Source organism: Roseovarius atlanticus (assembly GCF_019802205.1).
In the GTDB taxonomy this organism is placed as follows: Bacteria; Pseudomonadota; Alphaproteobacteria; order Rhodobacterales; family Rhodobacteraceae; genus Roseovarius; species Roseovarius atlanticus_A.
On the sequence record NZ_JAHVHQ010000004.1, the window covers coordinates 950131 to 967513 of the forward strand.

At 65.3% G+C, this 17383-nt stretch carries 16 protein-coding genes; 1 reads left to right on the forward strand and 15 read right to left on the reverse strand.

Annotation, left to right across the window (positions count from 1 at the left end; genetic code table 11):
- Positions 1 to 37: 37 nt before the first annotated feature.
- The 15 genes from KUV49_RS21220 to bchF all read right to left on the reverse strand — a co-directional run bounded on the left by KUV49_RS21220 (position 38) and on the right by bchF (position 16218).
- Entirely contained in the window at positions 38 to 460 is a 423-nt protein-coding gene (locus KUV49_RS21220) for a c-type cytochrome (RefSeq protein WP_222452869.1), read from the reverse strand.
- Positions 461 to 573: 113 nt separating this feature from the next.
- Positions 574 to 1788, reverse strand: coding sequence for a 5-aminolevulinate synthase (gene hemA, locus KUV49_RS21225; RefSeq protein WP_222452870.1), 1215 nt, complete (start codon positions 1786 to 1788; stop codon positions 574 to 576).
- Positions 1778 to 2596, reverse strand: a complete 819-nt coding sequence (gene puhE / locus KUV49_RS21230) for a putative photosynthetic complex assembly protein PuhE (protein WP_222452871.1) — start codon at positions 2594 to 2596, stop codon at positions 1778 to 1780. The genes hemA and puhE overlap by 11 nt, the downstream gene beginning before the upstream one ends.
- Positions 2597 to 2717: 121 nt before the next feature.
- On the reverse strand, positions 2718 to 3875 hold the full coding sequence (gene acsF / locus KUV49_RS21235) for a magnesium-protoporphyrin IX monomethyl ester (oxidative) cyclase (RefSeq protein ID WP_222452872.1): 1158 nt from the start codon (positions 3873 to 3875) through the stop codon (positions 2718 to 2720).
- Complete coding sequence (locus KUV49_RS21240; protein WP_222452873.1) at positions 3872 to 4168, reverse strand: hypothetical protein; 297 nt, start codon at positions 4166 to 4168, stop codon at positions 3872 to 3874. The genes acsF and KUV49_RS21240 overlap by 4 nt, the downstream gene beginning before the upstream one ends.
- Before the next feature lie 17 nt (positions 4169 to 4185).
- Complete coding sequence (gene puhC, locus KUV49_RS21245) at positions 4186 to 4659, reverse strand: photosynthetic complex assembly protein PuhC (RefSeq protein ID WP_222452874.1); 474 nt, start codon at positions 4657 to 4659, stop codon at positions 4186 to 4188.
- 17 nt (positions 4660 to 4676) lie between these two features.
- Positions 4677 to 5336, reverse strand: coding sequence for a photosynthetic complex putative assembly protein PuhB (puhB, locus tag KUV49_RS21250; RefSeq protein WP_222452875.1), 660 nt, complete (start codon positions 5334 to 5336; stop codon positions 4677 to 4679).
- Between the two features lie 31 nt (positions 5337 to 5367).
- The gene (gene puhA / locus KUV49_RS21255) at positions 5368 to 6141 is read right to left on the reverse strand and encodes a photosynthetic reaction center subunit H (protein WP_222452876.1); all 774 of its coding nucleotides are present in this window, start codon (positions 6139 to 6141) and stop codon (positions 5368 to 5370) included.
- 27 nt (positions 6142 to 6168) lie between these two features.
- Positions 6169 to 7608, reverse strand: a complete 1440-nt coding sequence (locus KUV49_RS21260) for an MFS transporter (protein WP_222452877.1) — start codon at positions 7606 to 7608, stop codon at positions 6169 to 6171.
- On the reverse strand, positions 7605 to 8285 hold the full coding sequence (bchM, locus tag KUV49_RS21265; RefSeq protein WP_222452878.1) for a magnesium protoporphyrin IX methyltransferase: 681 nt from the start codon (positions 8283 to 8285) through the stop codon (positions 7605 to 7607). Before bchM ends, KUV49_RS21260 begins: the two co-directional genes overlap by 4 nt.
- Positions 8286 to 8397: 112 nt before the next feature.
- On the reverse strand, positions 8398 to 9294 hold the full coding sequence (gene bchL / locus KUV49_RS21270; protein WP_222452879.1) for a ferredoxin:protochlorophyllide reductase (ATP-dependent) iron-sulfur ATP-binding protein: 897 nt from the start codon (positions 9292 to 9294) through the stop codon (positions 8398 to 8400).
- A 28-nt stretch (positions 9295 to 9322) separates the two neighbouring features.
- Complete coding sequence (locus KUV49_RS21275) at positions 9323 to 12886, reverse strand: magnesium chelatase subunit H (protein ID WP_222452880.1); 3564 nt, start codon at positions 12884 to 12886, stop codon at positions 9323 to 9325.
- Positions 12876 to 14438 (reverse strand): ferredoxin:protochlorophyllide reductase (ATP-dependent) subunit B, encoded by a 1563-nt coding sequence (bchB, locus tag KUV49_RS21280; protein WP_222452881.1) that lies wholly within the window; start codon positions 14436 to 14438, stop codon positions 12876 to 12878. The genes KUV49_RS21275 and bchB overlap by 11 nt, the downstream gene beginning before the upstream one ends.
- Positions 14435 to 15721, reverse strand: a complete 1287-nt coding sequence (locus KUV49_RS21285) for a ferredoxin:protochlorophyllide reductase (ATP-dependent) subunit N (protein WP_222452882.1) — start codon at positions 15719 to 15721, stop codon at positions 14435 to 14437. Before KUV49_RS21285 ends, bchB begins: the two co-directional genes overlap by 4 nt.
- Positions 15718 to 16218, reverse strand: coding sequence for a 2-vinyl bacteriochlorophyllide hydratase (gene bchF / locus KUV49_RS21290; RefSeq protein ID WP_222452883.1), 501 nt, complete (start codon positions 16216 to 16218; stop codon positions 15718 to 15720). The genes KUV49_RS21285 and bchF overlap by 4 nt, the downstream gene beginning before the upstream one ends.
- A gap of 331 nt (positions 16219 to 16549) precedes the next feature.
- Between bchF and KUV49_RS21295 the strand changes: the two genes are divergently transcribed.
- Positions 16550 to 17359, forward strand: a complete 810-nt coding sequence (locus KUV49_RS21295) for a cobalamin B12-binding domain-containing protein (protein ID WP_222452884.1) — start codon at positions 16550 to 16552, stop codon at positions 17357 to 17359.
- Positions 17360 to 17383 lie beyond the last annotated feature (24 nt).

Genomic DNA, 17383 nt, shown 5'->3' on the forward strand with positions numbered 1-17383 from the left:
GTTTTGAGGCCGGCCTTTTCGAACGCGGGATGGTGGATCAGCTCTCGGGGCCGACCGAGGCGAGGTAGGCCCAGATATCCGCCGCATCCTCTTCCTTGCGCAGCTTGAAGGTCATCTTGCCGCGGCCGTCTTCGCCGCTGTATTCCTTCAGCCACGGCGTCGGATCCTGAACGTAGCCGGTAAAGCTTTCCTGGTCCCATTCGAGGCCCGCTTCGCCCGCCGCGACCATAAGGTCGGAGTAGTTGAAGTCCTCGACCGTGCCGGCGGTGCGTCCGGACAGGCCATAGAGGTTGGGGCCGACCTGGCCGCCCTTGACGACCGTCTCGCCGGCGTCGTCGACGACGGAGTGACAGGCCTTGCACTGGCGAAAGGCTTTCTCGCCGGCTTCGGCGTCGCCATCCTGGGCAAGGGCGGGGGCGGCGAGGCTGGCGAGGACGATGGCTGTAACGTGGATCTTCATTGAATGCTCCATGCGTGTTGGCTGTTTGTATGACATAGGGGGCAAGAAACCGAGTCAACCGACATTTGTCCAACCTTCCGGTGACTTCGAATGCTGACTCCCCGCGGCGAAACTCAGGCGACGGCGTGGGCGATCGCGCATTGCTTCCACAGAACACCCAGCGCGTCGACCAGGTGGTCGATATCGTTGTAGCTGTGCAGCGGACCGGGGGTGAAGCGCAGGCGTTCGGTGCCCTTGGGGACCGTCGGATAGTTGATCGGCTGGACGTAGATGCCCCAGTCCTGCATCAGGATGTCGGCCAGCATCCGGCACTTGACCGGGTCCTTGATCATCACCGGGATGATGTGGCTGGGGTTGTCCATATGGGGGATGCCGCGCCTGTCGAGCTGGGCGCGCAGATAGGCGACGCGGTCGCGTTGGGCGTCGCGTTCGGCGCGGCTCTGCTTGAGATAGGCCACCGAGGCCTGTGCCGCGGCGGCCACGGCGGGGGGCAGGGCGGTGGTGAAGATGAAACCAGAGGAAAAGCTGCGCACGAAGTCGCACATCGCGGCGGAGCCGGTGATGTAGCCGCCCATGCAGCCATAGGCCTTGCCCAGCGTGCCTTCGATCAGCGTGATGCGATGCGCGAGCCCTTCGCGCTCGCTGACACCGCCGCCGCGCGGGCCGTAGAGGCCCACGGCATGGACCTCGTCGAGATAGGTCATGGCGCCGTATTTCTCGGCGACCTCGACGATTTCCTGCATCGGGCAGATGTCGCCGTCCATGGAATAGACGCTCTCGAAGGCCACGATCTTGGGCGCGTTGGCCGGAAGGGTGGCCAGCTGGCGATCGAGATCCTCGGGGTCGTTGTGCTTCCAGATCCGTTTCTGCGCGCGGGAGTGGCGGATGCCCTCGATCATCGAGGCGTGGTTGAGCTCGTCGGAGAGGATCACCGCGTCGGGCAGGCGGGCGCCCAGCGTGCCGAGCGCGGCCCAGTTCGAGACGTAGCCCGAGGTGAAGAGCAGGGCGCTGTCCTTGCCGTGCAGATCGGCCAGTTCGCGTTCCAGCGCCACGTGATATTTGTTCGTGCCGGAGATGTTCCGGGTGCCCCCCGCGCCGGTGCCGCATTGGTCGATCGTGTCCTTCATCACCTGGCGGATGTGATCGTTCTGGCCCATCCCCAGGTAATCGTTCGAGCACCAGACGGTCACTTCGTCGGGCGTGTCGGCGTCATGGCTGCGGGCCTTCGGGAACGCGCCGCAGCGGCGTTCGAGTTCGGCGAAGATGCGATAGTTGCCCTCTTCCTTGAGTGCGCCGAGCTGCGCGTTGAACATGGCATCAAAATCCATGGAATCCCTCCGGTCTTGTAGCTTTGTCGTTTCGGGTTTTGGGCGCGGGAAGCATCCAGCGCCAGAGCTTGGCATCGGGCAATGGCAGCACCATCAGCCAGTGTTCGAGAAGCGCGAGGCCTGTGATGGCCGAAAGCAGGGCGAAGCCTGCCACCTCGGCACCGCTCTGTGCGGCGTAGAGCCGCTCCAGCCAGCAGGCCACGGCGAAGGTCAGCGCCGAAATCGAAATCGGGAAGACCCAGTTGAGCCGCTGGATGCGGAAATGGCTGGCCAGGTGGCCAAGCGCCTCGGGCAGGAACTCGGTGTTGATGCGCGGCACGCCGAAGTAGAGGTTCAGCTTGGCCGAGATGCGGGCGAAATAGAGGATCGTGAAGGTCCAGAGCCCGAAGGTGTTCACTGACCCGGCGGCGTAGAGCCACATCGCGACGAAGATCAGCGTCAGCAGGGTCTCGTGATAGGCCACGGTGCCCCAGGCGCGGAGGAAACGCTCCCATTCCGGCAGGCCGTCGGGACAGGCGCGCAGGTTCGGGCCGGTGATCATGCCTGTCAGGAACGTGAGTTCCACCCAGCCCCAGACCGCCAGTGCCGCGAGGAACGCGCCGTAGACGGCAAGGGTCGAATCCATCGCCAAGGTCACATGGAACCCCCAGAGACCAATAGCCAGCAAGGGAAGTGACGACAGCAGGCAGATCATGCGAGCGTTTCCGCCGGCCCGGTCGGCCTGGCGCACCACCATCAGGATCGCCCCGGTGGAGAACCACCAGACAAAGAGGGCCGCGAGGGCCGCGATCCAGGGCGAGGTCAGCATGGAACCCCCGCTTTTCCTCTGGCCGGAAATATCCCGGGGGGAGCGTTGAAATCCCAAGGGGATTTCAACGTGGGGGGCTGGCCCCCCTCCCGTCCGGGATCATATGTGTCGGCGCCCGTCATCAGTAGGCCGGCTCCAGCCGCACGTTTTCCGGCACCTTGTGCGACTTCGACGGGATCAGCATCAGCCGTACGAAGGCAGTACCCGCGCGGGCCTGTGCCGACAGGCGCTTCATGACGCCCATCGGGCCGCCCTCTTTACGGGCGGTGTCGAGGTCCGCGTTGGCCTTTTGCAGCTTCTCCAGCAGGGGCTGCCATTTCGGGCTTTCGATATCCAGCGTGATCGGGAAAATCTGCTTGGTCAGCGCGGACGTCTTGGTGAAGACCTCATGCGCGTACCAGTCTGGATCGACACCCAGGGCCTTGTGAAAGGCCGGGCGCTGGTGGTCGCGGACATACATCGTGGCGTAAACGGCGGTCAGGAAAAACTTGATCCAGTAGACGTTCTTGCCGGAGGTCAGCTTGGGGTCGGTCTTCATCAGCAGGGCGAAGGCCTCGCCATGGCTGAACTCGTCGTTGCACCATTCGCGGAACCACTTGAAGATCGGGTGGAAGCGATGCTGGGGGTTGGCCTCGAGATGGCGGTAGATGGTGATGTACCGCGCGTAGCCGATCTTTTCAGAAAGATAGGTGGCGTAGTAGATGAACTTGGGCCGGAAGTAGGTGTATTTCTTCTTCTGGGTCAGGAAGCCGAGGTTCACCCGCAACCCCGCCTCTCGCAGGGCATCGTTGATGAAGCCGGCGTGCCGGGCCTCGTCACGGGCCATGAGTTGAAAAAGCTGCGTGATGTCGCGGTTGTTGCCGCGGCGCTTCATTTCCTTGTAGAGAACGCAGCCCGAGAACTCGGCGGTGCAACTTGAGATCAGGAAGTCGATGAATTCCTTCTTCAGGGCGGGGTCCATCCCCTCCCAGTCGACGTGGTCCCAGTCCTCGTTCTTCTTGAAGTGGCCCTTGTTGGGATCGGCCTCCATCTGGTCGATCAGCTTGTCCCAGTCCGCGCGCACAGGGCTTACGTCGATGGCGTCAAGCTCATCGAAATCGGTGGTGTAGAAGCGCGGCGTCAGAAGCGTGTTGGCCATCGCCGTCTCGGTCGCCATTTCATCGTTGTACTGGCGATCCTGCGCTTCGGCGATCGCGAGCCCCTCTTCAACGGTGGTAGCGTCAGCGGTGTGCGTCGCCCCGGAGGGGCGCATTTCATTGTGTTTGGTGTGGGCGTTCATAGCGTGACCTCCTCGGAGAAGGAAAACTCGCACAGCTCCATCACCTCGAAATCCCCCGTGAGGCGGGTCCAGAGCTGTTCCAGCTTGCTGGCGCGAAGGATGGTGGCCTCGCGGTCCTCGCACACCACTTCGCCGAAGGGCGCCATGATCTCGGGGCCGTGGACCTTCACCTCGTCGCCGGGGTGGATCACCGCCCCGTTGTTGAACCGCACATGCGCGTGCAGGGAGTCAAAGCAGTGTGATACTTCGACCGTGCAGGGCGCCCTTTCTATGTCTTTGGTCAGCCATCCCATTTTGGCGTCTCCTTTTGCTATTGTGCCAGGAGCCTTGCAAAGGCCTTGGCGTTGTCGATGCCGAACCCCATGAGGTCGGCACTCCAGCCCGTGGACGGGTCGTGGATCGCGATGCGTCCGTTGTCGTAGCGGACGAGTGTCAGCGGGCCTGTCAGGGCCACGCGGTGTTTGGTGCGCTCGCGCTGGATCACGCGCCAGACGCCCGAGATGAACCCGCCCTCTTTCGGGGTCAGGTCGGCGATGAGCGTGCCGTCGAGTTCCGTGACGGTGGCGCTGCCGGACATGTCGCCCGACAGGTGGAACGTGCGTTCGTGCGTGATCGCGCCGGTGGGCGCGGTGTAGGTGACCGGCTGGCCCGACAGGCGCGACCACGTGACCAGCGCCAGCACGATCAGCACGAAGGTGCAGACCGCGAAGACCAGGACGCGGGGGACAAGCTCCTTGTCGTGGCCGTCCTGGGCGGTGGCGTGGATGTGATCGGTCTGGGCCATGGTCTGTCAGGTCCTTGTCATTCCGCCGGCACGGCGCCGGGGGCGATGTCATCCGCGCCGGTGTCGGCGGCGGGGGTGCGGGCCAGCTTTGGTGCGTTCAGCTGCGCCTCGGCCGTCTCGGCGATAAGGCGGGCTATGCGGGCCGCGTCGTCGATGGACCGCAGGGCGGGCTGCGGCTTGCGCACGTGCCAGGGCCGGACATGCGGCCAGCAGGTCAGGTAGCTGAGCGGCGGCGGGTCCATCAGGTCGAGCGCGATCGTGCCGTTGCCCGAGCGGCGCAGCGCCAGGTCGGCACTTGCGATGCGGCTGAAGGGCAGGTTGAGCGTGACGGTCAGCGCCGCGCCGACGCGCATCGCCACGCGCCGGTTGGTGATGGTGTAGACGGTGGCGCGGGCCTGGACGTAGCCGATCAGCAGCAGGAGTGCCGCGGCCACCGCGCCGATGATCAGGAACGGGAAGGACACCCGGAACGCATGGGCCATCCCCACCTGATCGAACAGGGTGACGAAGCGCCAGGCGAAGAGGAGGACGAAATAGCCCGCCACCCAGTAGAGGTTGAGCGATTGCACCGTCAGCGCCCACCAGTTCGGCCGGCCTTGCCACAGGATCTGCTCGCCGTCGGGCGGGCGTTCGGGCAGACCGGGCACCGGCTCCACGTGAAAGTCGTCATGGGGCATCGTCATCTCCTCCGTCCCTCCTGGTCCCGGTTCAGCCCAGCTTGGGGTTGAGGCGGGCGTCGTCGGCGTAGATCGTGCCGCCGCCGTAATAGGCCGAGATCTTGTCTTCCTCGAGCTTGGTCACCTGGTTGGGCGAGGCATGTTTCGGCACGCCGGCGAAGTGTTTGCCGTAGATCTTGAGCACCTTGACGTGGTTGCTCTTGATCCGGGTGAGCGTCATCGGCACCAGCCGCTTGCCCGCGCCGTGCGCGGCGTCGAGTTCGATCTCGAGGTAGCGCACCAGCTGCTCAGGCTCGTCGACCCAGAGGTCGGTGATCATGCCCACGACCTCGCCGTCGCCGGCCACGACCGGCAGGCCGCGCGGGTCACGGCCCGCGGCGACGTGGAAGTGTTCGTTGGCCGACATGGGCACGATCTTGGGGTGGCCGTGACCGTCCAGTTCCGGCACGTCCTCGCGATTGGCCCAGGAGGCTGGGCCGACACCATCGGCGAGCGGATCGCCGGTCGGCTCGAACGGGAAACCGTTGCCGGCGGCGGTCTTTTGCAGCGCCACGTTCTGGCGGTCGGGGCGTTGGCCCGACGGCACGGTCAGCTCACCCCGGCCATGGGGCAGGATGAAGGTCTTGTCGCCGGGGATCGGGAAAGGCCCCTGGTTGGCGGACAGGTTGCCGTCATCATCCTCGAGCGGATAGCCCTCGCGCATGTTCTCGCGCTGGATGTAGACGATCAGGCCGGCGAAGAAGATCCAGAAGAGCCAGATCGAAAGACTGGCAAGATCGAAATTGGCGAAGAAAGCGTTACTCATGGCATGTCCTTTCCATGGATCGGCACATCATGTCGGGAAGTCGGCCAGGCCGATGCGGGCCGCCTCCGATCGGGTGGGATGGGACGCGGCGCGCGGGTTGCGCACCAGTGGCCCGATCACGGCGAGCGTGACGAAGAGCAGGGCGATTTCGGTGTGATAGACGAAGGTGTAGCCGGTGGCGGGCGTGTTCAGAACGTCGCCCCAGGCGCCGGAGGTCGCGGCGGCGTTGACCGCGTCGCGGATGCCGCCGCCAAAGGCGATGGCGAGCCCGGCTGCCGTGGCTTGCGCGGCCCCCCACGCACCGAGCGCCAGGCCGTGGCCGGCCTTTCCTTTGGTGGTCATGGTCATGGCCGCCGTAAGGGTCGAGACGGCGAAGACGCCGCCGCCCAGCCCGATCAGGCAGGCCCCGGCAAAAAAGAGCGTGGTCGAGTTCATCGGCGCGGCGAAGACCACGATGGCGAAGGCCGCGATGCCGATCAGCACGCCGAGCGCCGCCAGCCGGTGGGCGTTGCGCCCCTGCGCCAACGAGCGCCCGGTCCAGACGAAGCCTGCGAGTGCGCCGGCGGCCCAGAGCGCGGTCAGCAGCGTGGTCGACGACACCGAAAGGCCCAGGATCTCGCCACCGTAAGGTTCCAGCAGGACGTCCTGCATGTTGAAGGCCATGGTGCCGATGAAGACCACCGCCAGAAGCCGCCCGGCCTGACCGCCGGACATCAGGTCGGCCCAGGCCTCGGCGAAGCGGGGGCGGGGGGCGGCCCGTTCGGCGCGCGTCATGGGCGCCATCTTTTCCTGTTTCCAGAGCGCGACGAGATTGAGGACGATGCCCGCTACGGCCGCGCCTTGCACCACGCGGATCAGCGCAAGTTCCGAGAAATCGCGCAGGAGCCAGCCGATGACGACCGCCGAGACGCCCATGCCCAGCAGGAACATGACGTAAAGCAGCGCCACGACGCGCGGGCGCGTCGCCTCGTCTGCGCGGTCGGTGGCGAGTGCGAGGCCTGCCGTCTGAGTCATGTGCAGGCCAAGGCCGGTCATCAGGAACGCGAGCGCCGCCAATACTTCGCCGGCAAAAGGCACGTCGTGGACGGTATTGCCCGACAGCACCAACAGCGCGAAGGGCATGACCGCCAGCCCGCCCATCTGCCAGAGCGAGCCGAACCAGAGGTACGGCACGCGTTTCCAGCCGATGGCGCTGCGGTAAGTGTCGGAACGGAAGCCCAGAAGCGTGCGGAAGGGCGCGATCAGCACCGGCAGCGCGATCATCACGGCGACAATCGTGGCCGGGACCGACAGCTCGACGATCATCACGCGGTTGAGCGTGCCGAGCAGCAGGACCGTGGCCATGCCGACCGACACCTGGAAGAGCGACAGGCGCAAGAGTTCGCCCAAGGGCAAGCCCTCGCTGGCCGCGTCCGCGAAGGGCAGGGCGCGCAGGCTGAGATGCTTGAGGGGCGAGGGGCGGCTCACGGCGTCACCTCCATCGCGTGGGAAATGTAGAAACCCGAGGTCACGCGCTGAAGCGGGGCCAAGGTGCCGGTGCCTTCGGTCCGTGCATAGGCGCGCGCCAGCCGCGCGGGGCTGTGCGGGATCATGGTGGGCGAGCGGTCCGAGCGCGGAAAGAGCTTGCCCGCGTACCACATGGTCATCAGGAGCGGCGTGCGCGGGGCGACGGTGAAGACGATCCGGCCCGAGCTGCGCGCCATGAGCGCGGCCAGCGATCGGGCGATATCGGCGTCGCGGTAGTAGATCAGGCTGTCCATCGCCAGAACGTGGTCGAACCGGCCGAGGCTTTCATCCAGCATGTCGCCTGCGTGAAAGGTCACGCGGTGCGCCAGCGTTTCGGGCAGGCGGCGCTGCGCGATGCCGACGAGGGAGGGAGAAATATCCACCGCGACCACATCCGCGCCGCGCGCGGCGAGTTCGGTGGTCATGGCGCCGGTGCCGCAACCCGCATCGAGGATGCGCACGCCGCGCAGGTCATTGGGCAGACGCGCGAGCATCTGTGCGCGCATCGCATCCCGCCCGCGCCGCACGGTTTCCCGGATCTTCGAGACCGGCGCATCGCTGGTCAGCGCCTCCCACGTGCGGGTGGCGGTCTTGTCGAAATAGGTCTCGACCCGGGTGAGCGTGCGGTCGTAGGTCATGCCGTGCCCCCTGTGCGCGACGCGCCCCGGACGTGATCCGGGGCCTCCACGCCGGTTGGGAGGTCCCGGCGCAGGGCCGGGACGGCGGTGCAATATGTGGCAGCCTCGCGCATCAGTCGAACCCCAGAAGCTCGAAGATGTCGCGGTCTTCCATCGGGGCGGGGGCCAGCGGCTCGGTCCCGCGCCAGAGGGTTTCGGCCAGTTGAACATATTCCTTGCGCGCCATGATGATGTCCTCCTCATCAGGCATCTCGAAGAGCGTCTTCTTCTTCAGCCGCGAACGGCGGATGGCGTCATAGTCGGGCATATGCGCGATGCGGTTGAAGCCGACCTTCGCGCAATAGCGGTCGACCTCGTTGGTTTCACGCGAGCGGTTGGCGACGCAGCCTGCAAGCCGCACCTTGTAATTGGCCGACTTGGCCTGCACCGCCGCGATGATCCGGTTCATCGCGTAGATGCTGTCGAAATCGTTGGCGGTGACGATCACCGCGCGGTCGGCATGTTGCAACGGGGCCGCGAAGCCGCCGCAGACCACGTCGCCCAGCACGTCGAAGATGACCACGTCGGTGTCTTCCAGCATGTGGTGCTGTTTCAGCAGCTTGACGGTCTGGCCCACGACATAGCCGCCACAGCCGGTGCCGGCGGGCGGACCGCCTGCCTCGACGCATTTCACGCCGCCCCAGCCATCGGCCACGAAATCCTCGGGGCGCAGTTCCTCGGGGTGGAAATCGACCTCTTTCAGGATGTCGATCACCGTGGGCTGCAAGCGTCCCGTCAGGGTGAAGGTGCTGTCATGCTTGGGATCGCAGCCGATCTGCAGAACCCGTTTGCCCATCTTGGCGAAGGCGGCCGACAGGTTCGAGGACGTGGTGGACTTGCCGATCCCGCCCTTGCCGTAGACCGAGAAGACCTTGGCCCCTTCGATCTTCATCGATGGGTCCTGGTGAACCTGAACCGATCCTTCGCCGTCTTGGCCCCGGAGGGCCGGAATGTCGTCGCGAGGGCTCATATGTCGCCTGTCCTTTCGGGATTGCGTGTCATTCTGCGGCGACTCCTTCGAGGTGATCTTCGAGGGAGTCGGCGGCGTTGCGCAGGGCCGAGAGGGTGTCCTCGTCGGGCTGCCAATAGGCGCGGTCGTGGGCTTCGAGCAGGCGGTTGGCCATGCGCGACGACGCGGTCGGGTTGAGATCCGCCAGCCGCTGGCGCATGTCCGCGTCGAGGATGAAGGTCTCGCTGAGGCGCTGGTAGACCCACGGTTCGACCTGGCCCGTCGTGGCGGACCAGCCCATGGTGTTGGTGAAGGCGCTTTCGATCTGGCGGACGCCTTCGGCGCCGTGTTGCAAGAGCGCCTCGTGGAACTTGGGGTTCAGCGCGCGCGAGCGGCTTTCCAGCGAGACCTGGTCGGCCAGCGTGCGCACCTTGCCGGCACCACGCGTGGTGTCGGAGATGTAGATCGCCGCCTCTTCACCGCCGCGGGCGCGCTTCACCGCGCGGGAGATGCCGCCCAGCGTGTCGAAATAGTGGTCGACCGTGGTGACGCCCAGTTCGACGGATTCGAGATTCTGGTAGGCCAGTTCCACGTCGCCGAGCGCGGTTTGCAGCAGCTTGTCATTGGCGGCGGCCTTGCCGTCGACGCCGTAGGCGAAGGACTTGCGCGAAAGGTACGCGTCGGCCAGTTCGTCCTCGTCGTCGAAGGCCGAGCTGTCGACCATCATGTTGACGTTTGAGCCGTAAGCGCCCTCGGCGTTGGAAAAGACGCGCAGGGCGGCGGTTTCAAGGTCGCAGCCGATCTTGTCGGCATAGGCCAGCGCGTGAGCGCGGATGAAGTTCTGCTCGGGCGGCTCGTCGGCCTGCGCGGCCTTGAGGGCAGCTTCGGCCAGCAGCTTGGTTTGCAGGGGCAGAAGATCGCGGAAGATGCCGGAGAGGGTCATGATGACGTCGATGCGGGGGCGGTTCAGATCCGCGAGCGGGATCAGGCCCGCCCCGCAGAGGCGACCGAAATTGTCGAAGCGGGGCTTGGCGCCCATGAGCGCCAGCGCCTGCGCCAGTTGCGAGCCGTCGGATTTGATGTTGTCAGACCCCCAGAGGACGATCGCCACGGTGCGCGGCAGGGTCTTGTGCGTGTCCAGGAGAAGCTGCGCCTGGGCCGTCCCTTCGCGGCAGGCGAATTTTGATGGCATCCGGAACGGGTCGAACGCGTGGATGTTGCGGCCCGTGGGCAGGATATCGGGCGAGCGGATGAGGTCACCACCATGCACCGGCGCGGTATAACCGCCCGCCAGCGCGTGCAGGATGGCGGGGATCTCGGTGCTTCCCCGCAGGTGCTTGTCGGCGGTGGCACGGGTCTCGGCATCGGCGTCGGCCATGAGGTCGAGATATTCGGCGCGGGCCGTGTCGGACATGCGCCGGCCCACCACGTGCAGGCCCTCGGGGATCAGCGCGTCCTCGGTTTCCAAGAGTTTCAGCCAGAGCGTTTCGGGATCGGTGTCGCCCAGATCCACGGCCTCGGCCTGTTCGGCGATGAGGGATTCCAGTTCGGCACGCTCGGATGCGCCGGGGCGCGTGGCACGCCAGCGGGTCAGGCTGTCTTTCAACTCGGCCAGCCCCTTGTAGAGCCCTGCGGTGGCCAGGGGCGGAGTGAGGTGTGAAATGGTCACGGCACCGGAGCGGCGTTTGGCAAGCGATGCTTCGGACGGGTTGTTGGCCGCGTAGAGATAGATGTTGGGCATCTCGCCAATGAGGCGGTCGGGCCAGTCGCGGGGGCCGACACCGGCCTGCTTGCCCGGCATGAACTCGAGCGCGCCATGCATTCCGAAATGCAGGATCGCATCGGCCTGGTAGGTGTCGCGCAGCCATTGGTAGAACTGCACGAAGGCATGGGTGGGCGCGAAGCCGCGCTCGAAGAGCAGGCGCATCGGGTCGCCCTCGTAGCCGAAGGCGGGCTGGACGCCGACGAAGACGTTGCCGAAGTCCTGCCCCAGCACGAAAACGCCGCGCCCGTCGGATTGCACCTTGCCGGGGGCGGGGCCCCAGACCTCTTCGATCTCGGAAAGGTGGGGCGTGTTTGCCACGATGCTGTCGGCGCTGACATGGGCGGCGACGTTGGCCTCTTGCCCGTATTGGGCGGCGTTGCCGTGCAGGACGGCGGCGCGCAGGGCGTCGACGGTGGGTGGCACCTCGATGTCATAGCCGTGGGCCTGCATTTCCCGCATGGTGTTGTGCAGGCTCTCGAACACGGAAAGATAGGCGGCGGTGCCCACGGCGCCCGCGTTGGGCGGGAAGCCGAAAAGTACGATGGCGACCTTCTTTTCGGCCAGCTTGCGGCGGCGCAGGCGGATGAGGCGCTCGGTTTTCTCGACGAGGCTGTCGATGCGCTCGGGGCAGGGGGCCATGGATTTGGCGTCGGGGGCGGCGCGGCATTTGTGCCGGCATCCGTCGCAGCCTTCGGGGCCGTGGCGGCCGGCAAAGACCGTGGGGCAGGTCGCGCCGTCAAGCTCCGGCAGGGCGATCAGCATCGTCGTTTCGATCGGGCCGAGGCCCTGGGGCGAGGCCGCCCATTGGCCGAGCGTCTGGAATTCCAGCGGGTGGGCGGCGATGTAGGGCAGATCGAGGTCGGTGAGCACGGAAATGGCCGCGTCGTTGTCGTTATAGGCGGGACCGCCGACGAGGCTGAAGCCGGTCAGCGACACCAGCGCGTCGATCTTTGGGCCACGCTCGGTGCGGAAGAACGCGTCGATGGCCGGGCGCCCGTCGAGACCGCCGGCGAAGGCGGGCAGGACGTTCAAGCCCCGGGCATGAAGCGTGCGGATGACGCCGTCGTAATGCGCGGTATCGCCAGACAGCACGTAGGAGCGCATCATCAACAGGCCCACGGTGGGCGCACCGGGGATGTGGCCGGGCAGGTCGGCGGGATCGGTTGTGATGCGATCGGGCAGGTCGGGGTGATAAAGCCCGGTATCGGGATATTCCACCGGCAGGGCCACGCGGGCGCCGCGCCAATCATCGTGGCGGCAGTAGCGCGAAATGAGGAAGCGGATCAGCCCCTCGACGTTTTCGTCGGATGCTCCCAGCCAGTATTGCATCACCAGGAACCAGGCGCGCAGGTCCTGGGCCTTGCCGGGAATGAGCTTGAGGATGCGGGGCAGGCGGCGCAGCATCTTCATCTTCTTCGCGCCGCTGTCGACATTCTGCTTGGTCTGGCCGCGCAGCTTTTTCATCAGCTTGCTTGTGCCGGATTCGGGCGCCTGCATGTCGAGCGTGCCCATACGCGTCAGGCGCACGATCTTGGCGTCGGCGATGATGCCGGCCAGCGCGTCGCAGTCTTCGCGCCGCGCCTCGAGGTCGGGCAGGATCGCGTTGATGTGGTCTTCGAGGAAGAGAAGGTTGGCGATGAGGATGTCGCCGCTGGCGATGTCGGCGCGAGCCTCGGCCAGTGCCGCGTCGCTTTCGCCCCATTCGGCGGCGGCGTGGACCTTGAGCTCCAGCCCCGGGAAATCCATGCCAAGGTTCAGCGCCGCGCGTTCGCAGGGCCCGGCGGCGTGGCTGTCCAGCGTCAGGATCACGACCTTGTAAGGCCGGGGTATCATGGCGTCATCGCGCATAATGGGCTTTCGCCTCGTAAAGCGTATCGAGGCTGATCTGCGTCATGCCGCGTTCGGCGGCGAAGGTTTCGGTGTTGCGGCGGGCCTTGCCGCGCACGAAGAAGGGGATCTTCTTTAGTTCCTTTTCCGCGTCAGCGAGCCAGGTGATGGAGGTGTTGTCATTGGCGGGCTGCGGATCTTCGGTCGGGTGGCTGAGAGGTCCCGGGGCAAGCCCGGGACGGTCTTCCGCCTTGCGGTCGACCGCCTTGTGGCCGTGGTGGCTGGCGCCCGCGTCGTCGTGGAACTCGAAATCGTCGCGGAACATGTGCAGCAGGTGCTCTTCCAGCCCCATGACCAGCGGGTGCACCCAGGTGTCGAAGATGACGTTCGCGCCCTCGATGCCCATCTGCGGGCTGTAGCGGGCGGGGAAATCCTGCACGTGGACGGGGGCGGAGATGACGGCGCAGGGGATGCCGAGGCGCTTGCCGATATGGCGCTCCATCTGCGTGCCGAGGATCATCTCGGGCGCCAGTTCCTCGATCCGCTGTTCGACGTCGAGGTAATCGTCGGTGATCAGAGCTTCGACGCCGTAGTCCTTGGCCAGGGCGCGGATCGGGCGCGCCATCTCGCGGTTGTAGCAGCCAAGGCCCACCACCTCGAACCCCATCTCGTCGCGGGCGATGCGGGCGGCGGCGGCCACATGCGTGCCGTCGCCGAAGAGGAAGACGCGCTTGCCGGTGAGATAGGTGGAATCGACCGAGGCCGAGTACCAGGGCAGGCGCAGGCGGCTGTCGTCGAGGTTTGGCTCGTGCCCCGTGATCTCGGCCACTTCGGCGATGAAGTCGCGGGTGGCGCCGACGCCGATGGGGACGGTCTTGGTGAAGGGTTGGTCCAGCTCGCGTTCCATCCAGCGGCAGGCGGCCTCGCCGGTTTCGGGATACATCAGCACGTTGAAATGCGCCGCGCCCAGCCGGGTGAGATCCTCGGGCGTCGCGTTGAACGGCGCACAGACATTGACCGAGATCCCCATGTCTTCGAGCAGGGCGGTGACCTCGGTGATGTCGTCGCGGTGGCGAAAGCCGAGGGCGGTGGGGCCGATCAGGTTGGCGGTGACATGGCCCGTGCGCTCCATCGGGCGGGCCAGGTTGCGCACCAGTTGGAACAGGGTTTCGTCCGCGCCGAAGTTTTCCTTGCGCTGATAGCTGGGCAGGTCCAGCGCGATGACCGGGCAGGGCAGGCCCATCTGTTCGGCCATGCCGCCGGGATCGTCCTGGATCAGCTCGGCGGTGCAGGAGGCGCCGACAATCATCGCCTGGGGGTGAAACCGCTCATAAGCGGCCTGAGTTGCGGTTTTGAAAAGGTTTGCGGTGTCTGCGCCCAGATCACGGGCTTGAAATGTTGTATAAGTGACAGGCGGGCGATGGTTGCGCCGCTCGATCATGGTGAAGAGAAGGTCGGCATAGGTGTCGCCCTGCGGCGCGTGCAGGACGTAATGCAGGCCTTTCATCGCGGTGGCGACGCGCAATGCGCCGACATGCGGCGGGCCTTCATATGTCCAGACCGACAGCTTCATTCCGCCGCCTCCAGCCGCAGCTTGGCGCGGCGGTTGAGGGGACGCGAGAAGAGACCGGCAAGGTCGCCGGCCTGTTCGTAGAAATGCACCGGGGTGAACACGAGTTCGATGGCCCATTTGGTGGCCAGTCCCTCGGCCTCGAGCGGGTTGGCGAGGCCAAGGCCGCAGACCGTCAGGTCGGGCTGGGCCGCGCGGCAGCGGTCGAGCTGCATCTCGACATCCTGGCCTTCGGAAAGGGTCGGTCCCTCTTCCAGCAGGTCGAGATCGGGGCCGACGACGCCCTTGTGAATGTAGGGCGCGCCCACTTCGATGGCGGTCATACCGCATTCGCGGGTCAGGAACCGGGCCAGCGGGATCTCGAGCTGGCTGTCGGGGAAGAAGAAGATGGACTTGCCGTCCAATTTCTCCGCCGCCTGCGAGATCGCTTTTCTGGCCCGTGCGCGGGGCGCGTGTGTTACAGTGTCGAACAGGGTGATGTCGACACCGAACTCCATTGCCACGGCGCGAAGCCACGCGGTGGTGCCTTCTTCGCCGAACGGGAAAGGCGCAGGAATGTGACGCGCCCCGCGCTTTCCAAGTGCGGCGAGGGTGCCGCCGAGGAAAGGCTGGGTGAGAATGAAAGAGGTGTTGGGACCGACCGCGAGAGTGCTGTCGGCGCGGCGCGCCGGCAGCACTTTCACGTTGTCGATGCCCATTTTGGACAGAAGGTCGAGCATCTGGTCCTCGACCACGTCGGGCAGGGCGCCCACCACGAGAAGCTGACGCTCGTCGGTGTCGGGCAGAACCGGGACCATGGAGGCGAGGCAGGCATCCTCGCCCTCGGTAAAGGTCGTCTCGATGCCGGAGCCAGAGTAATTCAGCACCCGCACATGCGGGGCGTGTTGAAGCGACAGCTTTTCGGCGGCGCGGGCAAGGTCCAGCTTGATCACCTCGGACGGGCAGGAGCCCACGAGGAAAAGCTGGCGGATGTCCTTGCGGCGTTCCAGAAGGCGGGCGACCTCGCGCTCAAGTTCGACTTGCGCATCGGCGAGGCCGGCGAGGTCGGTTTCCTCGAGAATGGCCGTGCCGAAGCGGGGTTCCGCAAAGATCATCACGCCGGCGGCGGATTGCAGCAGGTGGGCGCAGGTGCGGGAGCCGACGACCAGGAAGAAGGCATCCTGCATCTTGCGGTGCAGCCAGATGATTCCCGTCAGGCCGCAGAAAACCTCGTGCTGGCCGCGCTGTTTCAGGACCGGGGCGTCGCGGCATCCGGCGGCCGGAAGAGGCGTGGCGCCATCGGTCATGCCGGCACCTCCGACAGGACTGCCGATTGCAGTCGCGCGGCGCGCAGTTTGAGCAGGAACTGGGTGGCATTGATCGCGTAGGCGGCATAGGCCGCAAGGGCGAGCAACATCAGCCCCTGGGGCGGCAGGTAGGCCGTGAAAAGTGCCCAGATATAGGCCGTGTGAAGGGCAATGACCGCGAAGCTGAACACGTCTTCCCAGAAAAAGGACTCGGCGAAAAGGTATTGACCGAAAACGACTTTCTCCCAAATCGCCCCTGTGACCATGATCAGGTAGAGAAACCCTGTCTTGATCAGGATCGACCATGTGGCCAAGGCGTATCCCTCGCCAGTCGACAGGTATCTCAGGACAAGGCCGAGAGAGACCAGGAAAACCAGGAACTGGGCGGGCGCTAGAATGCCTTGCACAAGCGTCCAGATGCTGGAGTCGCGGCGGGCGCGCTGCTCGGGTGTGTAGAGCAGGCCCTGATTCGCTTTTGGTGGCGCTGGCAGCGACATGGGCTCCCCCTCCTGGGCCATGAGGTCCTTGGGTGATGCTAGGGTCTGGCGCGCAGAAGTGTCAACTAAAATTTACACATTGAGGCGTTAGGTTTTGCCGACAAAAGTGGACGTCCCGGCGAGTCGGCGAGCCATGTTTTTCAAGTCGTTCGCGCGTCATCGGAATAAATCGGATGCGAAACAAACACACTGAAAACAGTGTGTTGGGCTATCTCCCTAAGCGTGCATGTCAGGAAAAATTGACATTGAACACGCGCAGGCGCACAGTGGGAGAGGTCAACCTGGGCTTCGGCGTCACTGCGACGTACCCATGTTGCCAGACGCGGGGGAGATGCGCGTGGAAGACTCTGCTGACAGAAGGGGCCACGGCCTTTCAAAGTCCCAGCAGCCGGCCATCCGGTTCTTGGTGGAGTCGGCTCTGCGCACTGTCATATCGAACAAGGAGCGCGCCGAACCACGGACGCGCGAGCAATGGATCGAGAGGCTGTGCGAAGCGCTGATGTCCGACTCGAGCAGCAGCTACCGTGCGGTCATGGCCTCGCTTGTCGCGAGCGGTGTTAGCACCGAAGAGGTCTTCCAGTCTTACATTCCCGCGGCCTCGGCATTTCTGGGTGAGCTCTGGGTCAGTGATCGGGCAAGTTTTGTCGACGTCACTGTCGGCGCCTCGCGGCTGCAGAGCCTGTTTCGTGAACACCAGGCCGACGTCCCGGGGCGTTGGAGCGACCGGAGCATTCCCCTTGGGCAATCGGCCCTGATGGTCGTGCCGCAGTTCGAACAGCACGCGCTTGGGGCCTTCGTGGCCGCGGATAACCTGCGCAGGCACGGCCTTTGGGTGCACATGGCGATCGGCCTGGCGAAAGAGGAATTGGCCGCACTTTCGGGCACCCGCCGCTTTGCGATGATCGGAATTTCGATCGCGACGCGGAATTCGGTTGAAAAAACCACTGAACTGATAGACTACCTGCGTTCGAATGCAAACTATGTGCCACCTATCGTGATCGGGGGGCGAGCTGTCGAGGCTGATCCAAGGGCCGTTTCGAGAACGGGTGCGGATCATGCGGTTCGCACTGCGCGCGAAGTGATCGAGAAATGTGGGCTGTCAAGTGCAGCAGAGGCAGTGCCTTTCAACGGCGCGATCTGATGCTCCTTGATCTGGGGAATGGCG

Bases quoted from the DNA above. Each gene is read 5' to 3' on its own strand.
- KUV49_RS21220 (WP_222452869.1), bottom strand. From the start codon at position 460: ATGAAGATCCACGTTACAGCCATCGTCCTCGCCAGCCTCGCCGCCCCC.
- hemA (WP_222452870.1), bottom strand. From the start codon at position 1,788: ATGGATTTTGATGCCATGTTCAACGCGCAGCTCGGCGCACTCAAGGAA.
- puhE (WP_222452871.1), bottom strand. From the start codon at position 2,596: ATGCTGACCTCGCCCTGGATCGCGGCCCTCGCGGCCCTCTTTGTCTGG.
- acsF (WP_222452872.1), bottom strand. From the start codon at position 3,875: ATGAACGCCCACACCAAACACAATGAAATGCGCCCCTCCGGGGCGACG.
- KUV49_RS21240 (WP_222452873.1), bottom strand. From the start codon at position 4,168: ATGGGATGGCTGACCAAAGACATAGAAAGGGCGCCCTGCACGGTCGAA.
- puhC (WP_222452874.1), bottom strand. From the start codon at position 4,659: ATGGCCCAGACCGATCACATCCACGCCACCGCCCAGGACGGCCACGAC.
- puhB (WP_222452875.1), bottom strand. From the start codon at position 5,336: ATGCCCCATGACGACTTTCACGTGGAGCCGGTGCCCGGTCTGCCCGAA.
- puhA (WP_222452876.1), bottom strand. From the start codon at position 6,141: ATGAGTAACGCTTTCTTCGCCAATTTCGATCTTGCCAGTCTTTCGATC.
- bchM (WP_222452878.1), bottom strand. From the start codon at position 8,285: ATGACCTACGACCGCACGCTCACCCGGGTCGAGACCTATTTCGACAAG.
- bchL (WP_222452879.1), bottom strand. From the start codon at position 9,294: ATGAGCCCTCGCGACGACATTCCGGCCCTCCGGGGCCAAGACGGCGAA.
- KUV49_RS21275 (WP_222452880.1), bottom strand. From the start codon at position 12,886: ATGCGCGATGACGCCATGATACCCCGGCCTTACAAGGTCGTGATCCTG.
- bchB (WP_222452881.1), bottom strand. From the start codon at position 14,438: ATGAAGCTGTCGGTCTGGACATATGAAGGCCCGCCGCATGTCGGCGCA.
- KUV49_RS21285 (WP_222452882.1), bottom strand. From the start codon at position 15,721: ATGACCGATGGCGCCACGCCTCTTCCGGCCGCCGGATGCCGCGACGCC.
- bchF (WP_222452883.1), bottom strand. From the start codon at position 16,218: ATGTCGCTGCCAGCGCCACCAAAAGCGAATCAGGGCCTGCTCTACACA.
- KUV49_RS21295 (WP_222452884.1), top strand. From the start codon at position 16,550: ATGCGCGTGGAAGACTCTGCTGACAGAAGGGGCCACGGCCTTTCAAAG.